The organism is Streptococcus sanguinis (genome assembly GCF_050223295.1).
In the GTDB taxonomy this organism is placed as follows: domain Bacteria; phylum Bacillota; class Bacilli; order Lactobacillales; family Streptococcaceae; genus Streptococcus; species Streptococcus sanguinis_X.
Genome location: NZ_CP071424.1, coordinates 1,863,932 through 1,878,574, shown reverse-complemented (window position 1 = coordinate 1,878,574; position 14,643 = coordinate 1,863,932). Strand labels below are relative to the sequence as shown.

Genomic DNA, 14,643 nt, shown 5'->3' with positions numbered 1-14,643 from the left:
TAATTCAATAGTTAAGTGACGATAGCCTAGGAGATACACCTGTACCCATGCCGAACACAGCAGTTAAGCCCTAGAACGCCGGAAGTAGTTGGGGGTTGCCCCCTGTGAGATATGGTAGTCGCTTAGCGAAGGGAGTTTAGCTCAGCTGGGAGAGCATCTGCCTTACAAGCAGAGGGTCAGCGGTTCGATCCCGTTAACTCCCATATTCTGAAAAGAATAGGTCCCGTAGTGTAGCGGTTATCACGTCGCCCTGTCACGGCGAAGATCGCGGGTTCGATTCCCGTCGGGACCGTTGAAGTCGAGAAGATTTCAATAAAAGTAAGAGACTCGTTAGCTCAGTTGGTAGAGCATTTGACTTTTAATCAAAGGGTCACTGGTTCGAGCCCAGTACGGGTCATAAGAGCGGGTTTGGCGGAATTGGCAGACGCACCAGATTTAGGATCTGGCGCTTTAGGGCGTGGGGGTTCAAGTCCCTTAACCCGCATATAAGATAATAATGAGCCGGCTTAGCTCAGTTGGTAGAGCATCTGATTTGTAATCAGAGGGTCGCGTGTTCAAGTCATGTAGCCGGCATTTTTGAATAGGATGCGAACGTAGTTCAGTGGTAGAACATCACCTTGCCAAGGTGGGGGTCGCGGGTTCGAATCCCGTCGTTCGCTTGAGGCGGCCGGGGTGGCGGAACTGGCAGACGCACAGGACTTAAAATCCTGCGATTGGTAACGATCGTACCGGTTCGATTCCGGTCCTCGGCATAGACTTGTAAGAGGCAGTAGAAGAAGATGAGCACCCTTAGCTCAACTGGATAGAGTACCTGACTACGAATCAGGCGGTTAGAGGTTCGACTCCTCTAGGGTGCATTAAATTATTTGTTTTTTTCTTAATTTTTGCTATAATGATTTTAATATGAATAGTGAGCACCCTTAGCTCAACTGGATAGAGTACCTGACTACGAATCAGGCGGTTAGAGGTTCGACTCCTCTAGGGTGCATTTGCAAGCGAAGTCTTAGGGCTCCGTTTTTAGATTGTTTAAGCACCGGGAAGTAGCTCAGCTTGGTAGAGTACTTGGTTTGGGACCAAGGTGTCGCAGGTTCGAATCCTGTCTTCCCGACTAGATAACATCAAAGATAGATGTACTGATCTATCTTTTTTGTTTTTAAGAAAACTGTTTGTTCATTATCCGAAACTTAGCTAACATATGTTGTTAAGCTCTTTTAGTTATAGTCGGATTTAATAAGCAATACAATCTTTTAGAACTACTGGTCTTGTCTCTTTGTATAATCCTATTAGAAAGCGAGGGATTTGATTACTTAACTAGGTTTAGTTTAATTTTAAAGACTAGTGTTCCGGGAGTTTAGCATCTATCAAGCTGCTGAAATGTACTTTCCATTTGAGATGAGTAATATTAAAGACAAAAACCTCTGATAGCTGTGAATAGTTGCCTTCAGAGGTTTTTATATGTGCTGAGTTGGATTTACTACATCAAAGAGTATTCGTCAGATAGCATAATGGTTTCTTTGCCCTTGTTATCAACGATGTAGACTTTTCTGGGAAAGAAAGGGTCAAATTGATAGTTTAAGTCAAATGAAATAATGGTGTTGAAGTTTTTTTGTGAGAAGCGAAGAGATACTCTTCCTTGGCTATTGATGATTTCGAACTTGAGGACTGGGCGAAGTTCAAAGACTCCTTTGAGATTGTTATCAATAACGTACCAGAATGAGTCTATAATTTCTTCAGGGAGGCTCGTCATGATGCCAAAGCTGGCATATCGTCCGAGAGTATTTGTAAATGCCATGGGAGACTCCTTTCTTACAGTCTGGATTTTCTTATATGATACCTGAAAATGCTTGAGATTGCAAGAATTTGACCTCTGGTGAGGGCGAATTAGATAAAAGAAAAAGAGCTTACGCTCTTTGACAACTTTATCGATTCTTTAGTTCAACATAACGTTTGTACCAAATATTGACATAAGCATCTGAAAATGGACCTCTTCCGTTGTTAATCCAATCAACTAGGATTTTGACATTTTCTTTGAGAATGAAATCCAAATCATCAGAATAGTGCATCTGTCTTTTGTGGCGTTCATATTCTTCTACATCCAACAGGCGTTTTTCACCATCAGCAAAGACTTTGACGTCTAAATCATAGTCAATGTATTTTAGAGCTTCATTATCCAGATAGTAAGGGCTGGCTAGGTTGCAGTAGTATGAAGTTCCATTGTCTCGAATCATGGCAATGATATTAAACCAGTATTTTTTATGAAAATAGACAATGGCTGGTTCACGTGTTACCCAACGTCGGCCATCACTTTCTGTTACCAGTGTGTGGTCATTAACGCCAATAATGGCGTTTTCTGTTGTCTTTAGTACCATGGTATCTCGCCAGGTGCGGTGAAGATTCCCATCATGCTTATAACTTTGAATTGTAATAAAGTCGCCTTCTTTTGGAAGTTTCATAACTTACCAACTTTCTACAATTTATAAGTTTATCTTCTTTATTGTAACATATTTTCATAGAAATGCATAAGTTTTCATAGAAAATCTTAAAGATATTCTCTCAGAGCGCTAGCGATGTCGGAGAAATCATAGCCTTTGCGAGCGAGAGCTTGGGTCAGCCGCTGTTTTAAGTCATAGCCGTCGTACTTTTTTGAGTACTTGCGGTATTGCTTGTCTAGCTCTTTATAGAGAAGCTCTTGCTGGTTTTCTTGGTCTTCTTCGATTTCCAAATGCTGATAGGCAGTTTTGGCTTGGCTGTATGAAAAACCTTTGTTTATCAAGGATTGAAGTATTTTATCTTGTAAAGCCTTGCTGGGCAGTTTTTCTTGGTATTTTTTGAGCAGCTTTTCGGCAACCTTGTTTGTTAGTTCAGTAAAATCAAACTGGCTCAATTCTTCTTCTATGATAGTGCTAGAAATCCCTTTTTGACTGAGTTTTTGCTTGAGAACAAAAGCGCCTTTGTCACCAGTGAGAAGGTTGGATTGGATAAAAGAATGAGCATATTTTCTATCATTAATCCAATTATCCTTTTTTAGATTGTCCAAGACCTGGCTGGTGATTTCTGGTTGGATGTCGTGCTGTGTTAAGTAGTCTTTAACTTCCTTAGTAGTTCTTTGCTTGAAGGAGAGATGGTAGAGAGCTAGGTTTTTGCCATAGGAAAATTGCGCATAATCTTGAATTTCTGATTGTTCCTGCTCTGTGATTTCCATTCCTTTGGACAACATGAAGCGAACGATCGTGTCTTCTGTAATATAGAGCTTTTCACTGCCGTCCAACTCCAAGAGGTAGAGTCTTTTTTTCTTTTCGATTTTTGTGATTTTCATAAGAGATTTTGGTAGAATCCTTTCTTTTAGCCAAATGCTTCAAAGGCAGCTATCAAGCGCAGTTTGTCTGTATCAACATCCTTCCTGCCATAGTAGTCAAGAAAGAGCTCTGCGTATTGGGGGTCAGATAAATTATAAGTAAGAGACCAGATCGCCCAGTAAAGGTCAATGTGGCGATCGCTAAGGCCGGAGAGGCCAACGTCAATAAAGCAGGAGAAGGTTGCTGCGTCTTTCAGAATGAAATTAGGCAAGCAGGCATCTCCGTGGATCAAGGCGTCCGCCGTCAGTAGCTGTCCCTGCTCTTGGATAAGCTGGTAGGCTTCCTCACGACTTGAGATGTGAAATTGAGGCAGCAAGGCTTTTTGATAAAAGCATCCTTTCCGATAATTTTCCGATGCTTGTTCTTTATAGTGCTCGAGGCGATGCTTGATTGGGAAATGCTGGGGTTGGATGCTGTGAAGTCTTTTGAGTGCGGCAGCCATCGTTTGGCAAAGTTCTTCTGGCTGTTGGAAAAAGGATAGGGCGTCCTTGCCCTCGGCTTCTTTAGTCAGTAGGTAGTCTTTATCCTCCGACAAGTAGTGAATAACAGGCACACCGAGTCCTTGCTTCTCAAACCATTTGGCAAGTGTGGCTTCTTGGGTTAACTGACCTTTTTGGTCGATTTTCAAATAATAGCCCGTATCGGCATAGAAAACATTGGCTGCAGAATGTGAGGAGCTGTCGTAAAAGTTGGCTCCCTCTAGATAAGTTCGTATTTGCTCAGGGAATTGGGCTAGTGGAAGGGATATTTTTTCTGATTTCATACTTTTATTGTACCATATTCTCAACTAATGCGAGGCAGCGTGGTATAATAGAAGCATGAATGTGAAAGTGAAACAAAGAATCCCTTTGAAAATTAAGAAAATGGGGATTAATGGTGAAGGGATTGGATTTTATAAGAAAACGCTGGTCTTTGTGCCAGGGGCTTTGAAGGGTGAGGAAGTCTACTGTCAGGTGACCAGAGTTCAGCGTAATTTCATCGAGGCCAAGCTCTTGACCATCAACAAGCGGTCGAAATTTCGGGTGGAAGCACCTTGTGAGATTTATAATAGCTGTGGGGGCTGTCAAATCATGCACCTCCATTATGACAAGCAGTTGGAGTTTAAGGAAGATTTGCTGCGTCAGGCCTTGAAAAAATTTGCGCCAGCTGGTTATGAAAACTATGAGATTCGTCCGACTATTGGTATGCACGAGCCACTTTATTATCGAGCTAAACTGCAGTTTCAGACTCGGAAATTTAAGGATGAGGTCAAGGCTGGGCTCTATGCCCAGAATTCGCACTATCTGGTCTCGCTGAAAAACTGTCTGGTTCAGGACAAGGTGACGCAACAGATCATAAATAAGGTGGCTCGGCTTTTAGGCAAGTATAGGCTGCCTATCTATGATGAACGCAAGAACGCTGGGGTACGCACGGTCATGATTCGCAGGGCCAGAAAGACGGGGCAGGTGCAGATGATTTTTGTGACAGGGCGCAAGCTAGACTTTTCTCCAGTCGTCCGAGACCTGGTGGCTGAATTTCCAGAGTTGGAGACAGTGGCGGTCAATTATCATACGAGCAAGTCCAGTGAGATTTACGGGGATAAGACAGAGATTATCTGGGGCGAGAAGGCCATCCAAGAAGGAGTGCTGGACTATGAGTTCTCCCTATCGCCTCGAGCTTTCTATCAGCTCAATCCTGAGCAGACAGAGGTGCTCTACGGGGAGGCGGTTAAGGCGCTGGATGTGACGAGAGAAGACCATTTGATTGATGCCTATTGCGGAGTGGGGACCATCGGCTTTTCCTTTGCTAAAAGGGTCAAGTCTCTGCGGGGTATGGATATCATCCCTGAGGCCATTGAAGATGCCAAGCGTAATGCGAAACGAATGGGATTTGATAATACACTCTATGAGGCTGGGACGGCAGAGGAGATTATTCCTCGCTGGTATGCTGAGGGATATCGGGCGAATGCCTTGATTGTTGATCCGCCGCGAACAGGTCTGGACGATAAGCTACTGGAGACAATTGTCCACTATGCACCTGAAAAGATGGTCTACGTTTCCTGCAATGTCTCAACTCTGGCTCGGGATCTGGTCAAACTCAGTAAGGTCTACGATGTCCGCTATATCCAGTCGGTTGATATGTTTCCTCATACTGCTCGGACCGAGGCAGTGGTGAAATTATCCAAGAGAGATAGCTCTCGTTCGAGTTAATTAGAAACGGCTTACAAGAGTTGATAAATCATTCTAAAAAGGACTTAGTTTTCTCTAATACAGGGCTAAGTCTTTTCTTTTGTCAAAATTGCAATGGTTTTATAGGGATCTAGTCTTAACCTAGTCAATTAGTCACAAAAAGAGAACACTCGTTAAGTGTTCTCCAATGGCAATCAGTTATATTGGAATAAACCGAAGACTAGGACTGCAAGGACGGCACCAATGATTGGTCCGACAACTGGAATCCAAGCATAGCTCCAATCGCCATTTCCTTTGTTTGGAATGGGAAGGAGACTGTGCATGATGCGAGGACCTAAGTCACGAGCAGGGTTGAGGGCATAGCCTGTTGTTCCCCCAAGTGAGAGACCAATTCCGACAATCAGTGTTCCAACTGCAAAAGTGCCAATGCCTGCTTGCAGCTTATAAAGTCCAAGAGCGAAAATAGTCAGCACAAGAACAAAGGTTCCAAGGATTTCACTAATCAGGTTAGAGAAGGTATCTTTGATAGCTGGGCCTGTGCTGAATGTGCCTAGGACGTTAGCTGGATTTTCTTCAGCTAGATAGTGAGGTTTGAACTGTAGGAAAACGAGGAACTGTCCGACCATAGCACCAGCAAATTGAGCGAGGATATACGGAAGAACAGATGCCCAAGGCAAATCACCTTTCAGAGCTACTCCGAGAGTTAGGGCAGGATTCAGATGGGCTGGTCCAAGGTTGCCGGATACAAAAGCAGCGATAGCAACGGCAATCCCCCATCCCATGGTAATCACAATCCAACCTGAATTGTGACTCTTTGTTTTAGGAAGAACCACACCTGCAACTACACCATTTCCCAAAAGGAGCAAGAGCAGTGTTCCTAAAAATTCGCCAAATATTTCTTTCATCATTTATGTTACTCCATTTAAAAGAAGGGGGGCAGACAGTTCTTGGTCTACCGCCTCTTCTCGTATTTTCTATTTTTTTAATTCTTCTAAATCGTTATTTGCAAGGGCAGCTTGAATATCTTTTCGGTAAGCTGCTTTTTCTGCTTCTGTCCAGTCGTAGAATCGTCCCATTTCATCCAGAACAGGCTCAACAATAGCGTCTAAACCATCCCGCATAAAGAGCATGTGGTTTGTCCGGCGAAGCAGGAAGTCAACAGGGCTGAGTGCTAATTCGTTACGCATAGCATAATGCAGTGACAAGGTATCCGCTAGGCTGAGACCTGGTGCTTGGTCGATGCTGTGTGCGAGGGCAAAGACTTTAGGAGCATTTGAACCGTAAAGGTTTGCAAGATAGAAGGCTTCTTTGCTGTCTAAGCCGCGTGAGACACCAAGTTGAGCAAAAGCTTCGATTTCGGAATCCACATTAGCTGGATTGAGCTCTCCGCCTGAAACAGGGTAGGTCTTAGAGTTGATGAGCTTGAAGCTGCGGTCAAATTCTGCTTTAAGGATTTCAACGACACGCTCCATAGCACCTTCCGCCATCTTACGATAGTCCGTAATCTTACCGCCAGCAAGGGTCAAGAGGCCATTGTTATCACGTTCCAGGCTGGAACCGCGGGACACGGCAGATGGATCCAAGTGTTTTTCAGAAGTGCTGCTTTCGAGTTGCGTAACAGCTGCTTCAACATCCTCACGGGATTTTTCTTTAGCCAGATAGCTCTCAACAGTCGCAATCAGTGCATTGAAACTTTCGTCGCTAATGGTACCGTTGTTTCCGCCATTGTAGTCAGAAGCACTGTTTCCAGCAATCAGAGGACGCAGACCTGCCCAACTGCTTTCGATGTCGTCAATCGTGATCTTTGCTTCTGGGAAGCGATTATTGACAATGCCCAAGAGGTAATCCACATCTTCTTGTGTTACTTTTGGATGCTCTAGGTCGCCAGTGTAGTCAGTGTCAGTCGTACCAAAGTAGGTTTTATTTTCACGTGGAAGAACAAATACCATCCGGCCGTCTCCCAAGCCTGTATCAAAGTAGACTGGCTGAGAAACCTTGATCTTGCTAGAGTCAACTACCAAGTGAACACCCTTGGTTGGACGCATTTGTGAGTATTGCTCACCGTCATTTGACAGATTGCGTACCTTGTCGCTCCAAGGTCCAGTTGTATTGATAACTAGGCGAGCCTTGATTTCAAAGACTTCATCCGTCAAGAGGTCACGCGCAACAACGCCTGTAATCTTTCCAGCTTCATCAAAGAGGAAGCCTTCTGCCTTGACATGGTTGGCAATCAGGGCACCGTCTTGGTTGGCGCGTTTGATATTTTCAATTACGAGTCGAGCGTCGTTGTTGCGGAAGTCAAGATAGACACCGCCACCAACCAGACCTTCCTTCTTGAGTTCAGGTTCCCGTTCTAGCACTTCCTCCTTGCTTAAAACTTTGTTGGCAGCAGGAGTGTTGTTGACACCAGCCAAGAGGTCGTAGAGGTCCATAGCTACTTTGAGACGGAAGAGGCTGAAGGTAGCGCCCTCTTCTTCATAAACAGGAAGCAACATAGGATCTGGTTTTGGAATATGAGGGGCAATTTGCTGGACCACAGCACGCTCAGAAACTGTATCTGAGACCACCTCTACGTCGAATTGCTTAAGGTAACGAAGGCCTCCATGGACCAATTTAGTAGAACGGCTAGAAGTCCCTTCTGCAAAGTCCTGCATTTCAATCAGACCAGTCTCCAGGCCACTAGCTGCTGCTTGCAAGGCTACTCCAGCACCGGTAATCCCACCACCAATAATCAGGAGGTCTAAGGTGCGTTCCTGCATTTTTTTTATCGATAATTCACGTGTTTTCTTTGAAAATTCCATAATTACACACTTTCTAACTTAGTCGTTTCATGCTTCTACTGACTTGATTATAAAAATATGAATCAGTATCAGTCGTCGATTTCTGCAAAGACTTGGGTTGCCTTAACGGCTTTTTTCCATCCTTTGTAGAGTTGTTCCTTGCGGGATTCATTCATAGATGGTTCAAAGAGTTCTCCAGTTTCATTGAGAGTGCGGAGTTCGTCTAAGTCTTTCCAGTAACCTACTGACAGTCCTGCCAAGAAGGCTGCACCGAGAGCAGTTGTTTCTAAGTTTTTAGCACGGGCAATATCGATTCCCAAAATGTCGGCCTGGAACTGCATGAGGAAGTTGTTCATAGCAGCACCGCCGTCGACTTTGAGGACTTGAATAGCTGTCTTGGCATCCACCTGCATGGTATCAATGATGTCTCGTACTTGATAAGCGATGGATTGCAGAGTAGCCTTAATAAAGTCTTCCTTGCTGGTTCCGCGGGTCAAGCCAAAGACAGATCCACGTGCATTTTGATCCCAATACGGAGCGCCCAGACCTGTAAAGGCAGGTACGACATAGACTTCGTCATTGTTGTGAGAATCTAGGGCATATTTTTCAGATTCTGGTGAATTTTCAACCATCCGAAGACCGTCGCGCAGCCATTGAATAGCACTTCCGGCAATGAAGATAGAACCTTCTAAGGCATAGTAAACTTTGCCATTAATTCCATAGCCAATGGTTGTCAAGAGGTTGTTTTCAGATAGCTGCATCTCTTCACCAGTGTTCATGATGATGAAAGAACCAGTTCCGTAAGTATTTTTAACCATACCTGGTTCAAAGGCCAACTGACCGAAGAGGGCCGCCTGTTGGTCCCCAGCCATACCAGAGATTGGAACTTCTCCGCCGTAGAAATGGAATGGAGCAGTCTTACCATAGATTTCTGAGTTAGAACGAACTTCTGGAAGCATAGCCTTTGGAATGTTAAGGATTTCCAAAATCTCATCGTCCCATTTGAGTTCCTTGATATTATAGAGCATGGTACGGGCTGCATTTGAGTAGTCGGTCACGTGAGAAGCACCGTCAGTCAATTTCCAAACCAGCCAGGTATCAATAGTACCAAAGAGCAATTCGCCCTTTTCAGCTCTTTCTTGCGCACCTTCTACATGGTCCAAAATCCAGCGAACCTTGGTAGCAGAGAAATAAGCATCAATGATTAAACCAGTCTTTTCATGGAATTTTTCCACATAGCCTTGGCTTTTCAGCTGTTCAGCCAGAGGAGCAGTCTGACGAGACTGCCAAACGATAGCATTATAGATAGGAAGACCAGTATTCTTATCCCAGACGACAGTTGTTTCACGCTGGTTGGTGATTCCGATGGCTTCGATTTGGTTAGGTTTGACTCCACTTTCGATGAAGGCACCGGCGATAACGGACTGCACTGAGTTCCAAATTTCATTGGCATTGTGCTCAACCCATCCAGCCTGAGGGAAAATCTGAGTAAATTCTTTTTGACTGGAGCTAACTTTTTCTCCTTTTTTGTTAAAGATGATGGCGCGGGAACTAGTAGTTCCTTGGTCGATGGCCATGATGTATTTTTCTTGTGACATGAACTGTCCTCCTAGTAAAAATCTTGAGGATGTTTCCTCTACAGTAACTAGTATATAAAATAAAACGCTTTCTTTTTTATCAACTTTTTTAAAATTTTAAAAAAAATTGAGGAGATTGTGCGAAAATCACAAAGAAACCTGGATTTCTCCAAGTTTCTTAATGAAATATCATGTGACGGATTTGTGCCAAATCTTCCAAATCTAAGTCATTTTTTAAATAATAGATGGGAACTTGCTGGGTTTGATGGATGGGATTGTTGGTGACGATGAGGTCATATTTTCTGGTAAGGTCGTAGGATTCAATCGTAATAAAGCGATTGTACTCTAAATACCGTCTTAAAATGGCTGTCATCCTGGAAACAACGATAAAGCTATCTGTCAAGTCCATGCCTATCTTGATGACTTGACCGTCGTTTTCAGCAATGTACTCCATCAGCTGGAGCCATTCCCACAAAACCTTTTTATCCAGAGATGTTCCCTGTTGAAAAATAGGGAGTTTACTAAAAATAGTGTCTGCAACTTGTCGATAATCGTATTCGCTCCACAAGTATGGGTGGCGCAATTCCAAGTTGTGCTTGTATTTGTCTTGCAAGAGATAGCCTTTGAAAAGAAAGACACTGGCGCAGAGCTGACTGAGTTCGTAGGTCACCTGATCCTCAATATAATCCCCTAGCAAGTTCTGACCCTTCATCTCTTGAATCAGTTGCGTAATCAGACTGGCAATTTCACCGCCAAAGCCCAGAATATACTCCATGGTGTGCAGAGGCAGAATCCGATGGGAAAGCAGAAATGAAAAGAAAATCATCATTTCGCCATCCTCGAGACTCAGGGTGATGTGCTGTCCAGCAAAGAAATCATTTGTTCGGCGATGCAAGCGCTGGTAGAAGATATTTTCAAAATAGCCCTGCATTTTCTGCTCAATGTTTTGGAATTGACAGGCATTGACTCTTAGGCGCTGTTGGGTAATATGCGCCCAAAGGGCCAAGTCCAATCGCTGACCTTGAGAGAGTTGGGCTCCGCAGAGTTCTTCTAAGACGGCAACTTCCTGCCTTCTTTCTGATTTTTGAAGTTCTTTTTCCCAATCTTGACTAGACCAGACCTTGCGAAAGAGGCAGAAATAAAAATAGCGGATCTGGTGTTCAGGCCCTTTCAGGCGGCCATTTTGGATAGATAGCTCAAACTCTGATAAAATCTGATTTAGACCGGATATATGACGGCCGAGGGTTGCTTCACTGATCATGAACTCTTGGGCTAATTGATGGGCTAAAAACTGCTGATGATAGAGCAAGTAGTTTAAAATCTGGTATTTGACTGCATTGTCCAAAAAGAGCCTGCGAATATCCCGTCCCTTGGTATCAGATGCGATGGACAGGCTGAGTGTTTCGTCCTGAAGCTGGATGGATAGGGCTGCATGATGGTCCGCTGCCTTGTCGTTAATCAGGCTAATGTACTTGGTCAAGGTTGCTTTCGAGAAGCCTGTTTCAGACATAACGTCCTTCAAACTGGATGTAGAATGCTGCTGTAAATAAGACAGGACAATAAACTGCCCCGCTTCACTCTTTTCCATTAAGTCTGCAAGATACATACGAAAACCCTCTCAATTCACTAATCTTAGCTTATCACAAAAGGGAAAAAAGACGAAGCAATGTGCTTTATATTTTCTTATCGTTGTCTAAGGAAATAATAAATTGAAACAATCTGTCATTATGTCTATCTTAATTCGCTATTCCATTTCTTTTGAACAAGTATAAGAGGAGCAGACACTTACACTTTTTTTGCTTTGAGTCTGATCGCTTTTTTATGGTATAATTGTAGAAAAGTGACGACGAGGGAGCAGCTATGGATAATGTGATTGATTTGTCTATCCCAGTGGCAGAAGTGATTGAGAAGCAGCCTGAGGTTTTGGATGTTCTGGTAGAATTAGGTTTTACGCCTCTGACCAATCCTGTCATGCGCAATACAGTCGGGCGCGTGGTTTCTATCAAAAAAGGTGCTGGTATGAATGGCATTGACCTGAATAAAATCAAGCAAACTCTGGAATTAAACGGCTATGAAGTGGTGGGGATTTAGGAATGGCTACTGAACGCATTGAGGTCCTCAAGTCTATCTTGCTGGACCTACATAACGGTGCTTCTGCTGAGTCGGTTCAGGAGCTTTTTAATGAGCATTTTGCAGGTGTGTCTGCTATCGAGATCAGCTTGATGGAGCATGAGCTGATGAACTCGGATACGGGAGTGACCTTCGAAGATGTCATGTCCCTCTGCAATGTCCATGCCAACCTCTTTAAAGGTGCCATTCAGGATGTAGAGGTGGCTGATACCGACCATCCAGGCCATCCTGTTCAGGTCTTTAAGCAGGAAAATCTAGCCTTGCGGGCTGCTCTTATGCGGGTTCGCAGGCTCCTATCCACCTATGAAAGCACAGAAGATGAGGACCTTCTTCCAGAAATCCGCAAGGGACTCCAGCGCCAGCTGGGTTTGGTGGGGCAGTTTGATATCCACTATCAGCGCAAGGAAGAGCTCATGTTTCCCATCATGGAGAGCTACGGCCACGATTCGCCGCCCAAGGTCATGTGGGGGGTAGACGACCAGATTCGAGACCTTTTCCAAGAGGCTAAGATTGCTGCAGAGCAGCTACCAGACACTTCGATTGAGGAAGTCAAGGACAAGTTTGAGACTTTTGCGGCTGAGTTTGAAGCTATGATTTTCAAGGAAGAGTCTATTTTACTGATGATTCTCCTCGAGTCCTTCCATCAGGATGACTGGCTCAAGATTGCTGAGGAGAGTGATGCTTATGGCTATGCCATTATCAAGCCGACAGAGAAATGGATTCCTGCGCGGCACTCATTCTCGGAGGAGGAAGCTGGGGATGCTGCTGATGAAGGAAGCGAAGCGCCAGCCAGCAGAGAACAGTCTAGTGATGGCAGATTTCAGCAGGTCATTGATACGCCGGATGGTCAGGTCACTATTTCCTTTAAGCCCAAGGAAAAGAAGGAGCAAGCCTTTAATCGGGAGTCCCAGCAGCCTTTTGGCCATGGTTATTTGTCTGTGGCGGAGGCCAATCTGATTTTGGACCATCTGCCCATGGAGATTACCTTTGTCAATAAGGACGATATTTTCCAGTATTATAATGACAGCGTGCCAGCGGACGAGATGATTTTCAAGCGGACGCCGTCCCAGATAGGACGCAATGTCGAGCTCTGTCACCCGCCCAAGTTTTTGGACAAGGTGCGGCGGATTTTCAAGGCTCTGCGTGAGGGAGAGCGGGACAAGTTTGAGATGTGGTTCAAGTCGGAATCACGTGGCAAGTTTGTTCATGTGACCTATGCAGCGGTGCGGGATGAGGCTGGTGATTTTCAAGGGGTGTTGGAGTACGTTCAGGATATTCAGCCCTTCCGCGATATTGACAGTGATTTTTACCGGGATTTGGACTAGGTATTTGCAGTTAGAAAGTGAGAAAAATGAGTTACGAACAGGAATTTTTACAGGAGTTTGAAGCTTGGGTCAAGACCCAGGTCATGATTAACGAGATGGCCCTAAAGGAGAGTCAGGCGGTCTACGAGGCGGACCAGGATGAGCGGGCCAAGGAAGCGGCCATTCGCTATGAAAGTCGTCTAGATGCCTACCAGTTCCTTTTAGGGAAATTCGCCAACTATCAGGCGGGCAAAGCATTTCACGACCTGCCAGACGGACTTTTGGGTGAGAGAAATTATTGATTTTTCGCTGGAAAGGTGATAGAATAGGTTCATCAGAGGTGTTTTGAGTCAAGCATTTTACAGAAAGTGGCGGTGCTGAGAAGTCCACAAGTGTGTCAAAACTGGTTGCTGATGAGATAATAAATTGAAATAAAAGTGTCTTTTTGTTTCCTTTTAGGACTAGGCAAGGAGTTGCAGGCTATACTAGCGTATGCCAAAGCGAGCTAACGATGTCATAAAAGAGAAAGAAGAAGAGAAAAGTTGCGGGCATCTGCCCGAAATTGGGTGGTACCGCGGATAAACACATTCGTCCCTGTCATGGATATGGCAGGGGCGCTTTTTTGTAGAAAGTGAGGGAGGAAGATGGAGCAAGCACGATTACCAGATCGATTAGAAACGGAGCGTCTCGTTTTACGAATCCGCACCGTGGCTGATGCTGAGGATATCCATGCTTACGCTAGTTTGCCGGAGGTTGCCTACCCTGCAGGCTTTCCGCCCGTCAAGGCCTTGGAAGATGAGATTTACTACCTGGAGCATCTTCTGCCTGAGCGCAATCAAAAGGAAAATCTCCCAGCTGGCTATGGGATTGTCGTCAAAGGGACTGATAAAGTCATCGGCTCTGTTGATTTCCCCCGTCGCCACGAAGACGATGTACTGGAGATTGGCTACACCTTGCACCCAGACTATTGGGGACGAGGTTATGTCCCAGAAGCAGCACGTGCTTTGATTGACCTAGCTTTTAAAGAATTGGATCTTCATAAGATTGAATTGTCCTGCTTTGGCTATAATCTTCAAAGTCAACGAGTCGCTGAGAAACTTGGCTTCACCCTCGAAGCTCGCATCCGAGACCGCAAAGATGCCAAAGGCAATCGCTGCGAAGGTCTGATATATGGCTTGCTGAGGAGTGAGTGGGAGGATAAACGATGAATGAGATTTCTAACTTCATCCTGTATCCAACTCTAAATGGTGATTTTTAGTTGGATATTCTTTTGCAAAATGACAAACTTTTGCTGACATAAAAGGAATTTTTGAGCTACTTGGTTTTAC

Annotated in this window: 13 protein-coding genes, 10 tRNA genes and 1 rRNA gene; 16 read left to right on the top strand and 8 right to left on the bottom strand. The window is 44.6% G+C overall.

Annotation, left to right across the window (positions count from 1 at the left end; translation table 11 throughout):
* Positions 1–11 precede the first annotated feature (11 nt).
* The 11 genes from rrf (at position 12) to J1C77_RS09215 (ending at position 1,108) form a co-directional block, all read left to right on the top strand.
* Positions 12–127 (top strand): 5S ribosomal RNA (gene rrf, locus J1C77_RS09265).
* Positions 128–130: 3 nt separating this feature from the next.
* Positions 131–203, top strand: a tRNA-Val gene (locus J1C77_RS09260).
* Between the two features lie 16 nt (positions 204–219).
* Positions 220–292 (top strand) — tRNA-Asp (locus J1C77_RS09255).
* Between the two features lie 32 nt (positions 293–324).
* Positions 325–397, top strand: a tRNA-Lys gene (locus J1C77_RS09250).
* 5 nt (positions 398–402) lie between these two features.
* Positions 403–484, top strand: a tRNA-Leu gene (locus tag J1C77_RS09245).
* A gap of 16 nt (positions 485–500) precedes the next feature.
* Positions 501–573, top strand: a tRNA-Thr gene (locus J1C77_RS09240).
* 14 nt (positions 574–587) lie between these two features.
* Positions 588–659, top strand: a tRNA-Gly gene (locus J1C77_RS09235).
* Positions 660–666: 7 nt separating this feature from the next.
* Positions 667–752: transfer RNA gene (locus J1C77_RS09230), tRNA-Leu, on the top strand.
* Between the two features lie 31 nt (positions 753–783).
* A tRNA-Arg gene (locus J1C77_RS09225) sits at positions 784–857 on the top strand.
* Positions 858–914: 57 nt separating this feature from the next.
* Positions 915–988: transfer RNA gene (locus J1C77_RS09220), tRNA-Arg, on the top strand.
* A gap of 46 nt (positions 989–1,034) precedes the next feature.
* Positions 1,035–1,108: transfer RNA gene (locus J1C77_RS09215), tRNA-Pro, on the top strand.
* Between the two features lie 366 nt (positions 1,109–1,474).
* Here the strand turns inward: J1C77_RS09215 and J1C77_RS09210 are convergent.
* The 4 genes from J1C77_RS09210 to J1C77_RS09195 form a co-directional block, all read right to left on the bottom strand.
* A complete protein-coding gene (locus tag J1C77_RS09210; protein ID WP_002905830.1) occupies positions 1,475–1,792 on the bottom strand; it encodes a DUF960 domain-containing protein in 318 nt (105 codons plus the stop codon).
* Between the two features lie 127 nt (positions 1,793–1,919).
* The gene (gene ntdP, locus J1C77_RS09205) at positions 1,920–2,453 is read right to left on the bottom strand and encodes a nucleoside tri-diphosphate phosphatase (RefSeq protein ID WP_002920515.1); all 534 of its coding nucleotides are present in this window, start codon (positions 2,451–2,453) and stop codon (positions 1,920–1,922) included.
* A gap of 86 nt (positions 2,454–2,539) precedes the next feature.
* Positions 2,540–3,316, bottom strand: a complete 777-nt coding sequence (gene recX / locus J1C77_RS09200) for a recombination regulator RecX (protein WP_002920516.1) — start codon at positions 3,314–3,316, stop codon at positions 2,540–2,542.
* A gap of 26 nt (positions 3,317–3,342) precedes the next feature.
* A complete protein-coding gene (locus J1C77_RS09195) occupies positions 3,343–4,119 on the bottom strand; it encodes an aminoglycoside 3'-phosphotransferase (protein ID WP_002920517.1) in 777 nt (258 codons plus the stop codon).
* A 55-nt stretch (positions 4,120–4,174) separates the two neighbouring features.
* On the opposite strand from J1C77_RS09195, the gene rlmD reads away from it, so the two are divergent.
* Positions 4,175–5,545, top strand: a complete 1,371-nt coding sequence (gene rlmD / locus J1C77_RS09190) for a 23S rRNA (uracil(1939)-C(5))-methyltransferase RlmD (RefSeq protein ID WP_002920518.1) — start codon at positions 4,175–4,177, stop codon at positions 5,543–5,545.
* A gap of 173 nt (positions 5,546–5,718) precedes the next feature.
* On the opposite strand, the gene J1C77_RS09185 is transcribed toward rlmD, so the two are convergent.
* From J1C77_RS09185 to J1C77_RS09170, 4 genes are all read right to left on the bottom strand, one after another.
* Positions 5,719–6,432 carry an MIP/aquaporin family protein gene (locus J1C77_RS09185; protein ID WP_002920519.1) on the bottom strand — a complete coding sequence of 238 codons (714 nt, stop codon included), beginning with the start codon at positions 6,430–6,432 and terminating at the stop codon, positions 5,719–5,721.
* 66 nt (positions 6,433–6,498) lie between these two features.
* Positions 6,499–8,325: a type 1 glycerol-3-phosphate oxidase gene (gene glpO / locus J1C77_RS09180; RefSeq protein ID WP_427195062.1), complete on the bottom strand. Its 1,827-nt coding sequence runs from the start codon at positions 8,323–8,325 to the stop codon at positions 6,499–6,501.
* 68 nt (positions 8,326–8,393) lie between these two features.
* A complete protein-coding gene (glpK, locus tag J1C77_RS09175) occupies positions 8,394–9,902 on the bottom strand; it encodes a glycerol kinase GlpK (protein WP_002920521.1) in 1,509 nt (502 codons plus the stop codon).
* A gap of 157 nt (positions 9,903–10,059) precedes the next feature.
* Complete coding sequence (locus J1C77_RS09170) at positions 10,060–11,487, bottom strand: helix-turn-helix domain-containing protein (RefSeq protein ID WP_002920522.1); 1,428 nt, start codon at positions 11,485–11,487, stop codon at positions 10,060–10,062.
* Positions 11,488–11,741: 254 nt separating this feature from the next.
* On the opposite strand from J1C77_RS09170, the gene J1C77_RS09165 reads away from it, so the two are divergent.
* From J1C77_RS09165 to J1C77_RS09150, 4 genes are all read left to right on the top strand, one after another.
* Positions 11,742–11,972, top strand: coding sequence for a DUF1858 domain-containing protein (locus J1C77_RS09165; RefSeq protein WP_002920523.1), 231 nt, complete (start codon positions 11,742–11,744; stop codon positions 11,970–11,972).
* 2 nt (positions 11,973–11,974) lie between these two features.
* Complete coding sequence (locus J1C77_RS09160; protein WP_002920524.1) at positions 11,975–13,336, top strand: DUF438 domain-containing protein; 1,362 nt, start codon at positions 11,975–11,977, stop codon at positions 13,334–13,336.
* Between the two features lie 26 nt (positions 13,337–13,362).
* A complete protein-coding gene (locus J1C77_RS09155; RefSeq protein WP_002920525.1) occupies positions 13,363–13,617 on the top strand; it encodes a DUF1912 family protein in 255 nt (84 codons plus the stop codon).
* 342 nt (positions 13,618–13,959) lie between these two features.
* A complete protein-coding gene (locus J1C77_RS09150) occupies positions 13,960–14,523 on the top strand; it encodes a GNAT family N-acetyltransferase (RefSeq protein ID WP_002920526.1) in 564 nt (187 codons plus the stop codon).
* Positions 14,524–14,643: the final 120 nt, after the last annotated feature.

What these genes read in the sequence shown, in the direction of transcription:
- glpK (WP_002920521.1), bottom strand. Translation starts at nt 9,902, where the DNA reads ATGTCACAAGAAAAATACATCATGGCCATCGACCAAGGAACTACTAGT.
- rlmD (WP_002920518.1), top strand. Translation starts at nt 4,175, where the DNA reads ATGAATGTGAAAGTGAAACAAAGAATCCCTTTGAAAATTAAGAAAATG.
- J1C77_RS09195 (WP_002920517.1), bottom strand. Translation starts at nt 4,119, where the DNA reads ATGAAATCAGAAAAAATATCCCTTCCACTAGCCCAATTCCCTGAGCAA.
- J1C77_RS09210 (WP_002905830.1), bottom strand. Translation starts at nt 1,792, where the DNA reads ATGGCATTTACAAATACTCTCGGACGATATGCCAGCTTTGGCATCATG.
- J1C77_RS09160 (WP_002920524.1), top strand. Translation starts at nt 11,975, where the DNA reads ATGGCTACTGAACGCATTGAGGTCCTCAAGTCTATCTTGCTGGACCTA.
- J1C77_RS09170 (WP_002920522.1), bottom strand. Translation starts at nt 11,487, where the DNA reads ATGTATCTTGCAGACTTAATGGAAAAGAGTGAAGCGGGGCAGTTTATT.
- ntdP (WP_002920515.1), bottom strand. Translation starts at nt 2,453, where the DNA reads ATGAAACTTCCAAAAGAAGGCGACTTTATTACAATTCAAAGTTATAAG.
- J1C77_RS09155 (WP_002920525.1), top strand. Translation starts at nt 13,363, where the DNA reads ATGAGTTACGAACAGGAATTTTTACAGGAGTTTGAAGCTTGGGTCAAG.
- glpO (WP_427195062.1), bottom strand. Translation starts at nt 8,325, where the DNA reads ATGGAATTTTCAAAGAAAACACGTGAATTATCGATAAAAAAAATGCAG.
- recX (WP_002920516.1), bottom strand. Translation starts at nt 3,316, where the DNA reads ATGAAAATCACAAAAATCGAAAAGAAAAAAAGACTCTACCTCTTGGAG.
- J1C77_RS09185 (WP_002920519.1), bottom strand. Translation starts at nt 6,432, where the DNA reads ATGATGAAAGAAATATTTGGCGAATTTTTAGGAACACTGCTCTTGCTC.
- J1C77_RS09165 (WP_002920523.1), top strand. Translation starts at nt 11,742, where the DNA reads ATGGATAATGTGATTGATTTGTCTATCCCAGTGGCAGAAGTGATTGAG.
- J1C77_RS09150 (WP_002920526.1), top strand. Translation starts at nt 13,960, where the DNA reads ATGGAGCAAGCACGATTACCAGATCGATTAGAAACGGAGCGTCTCGTT.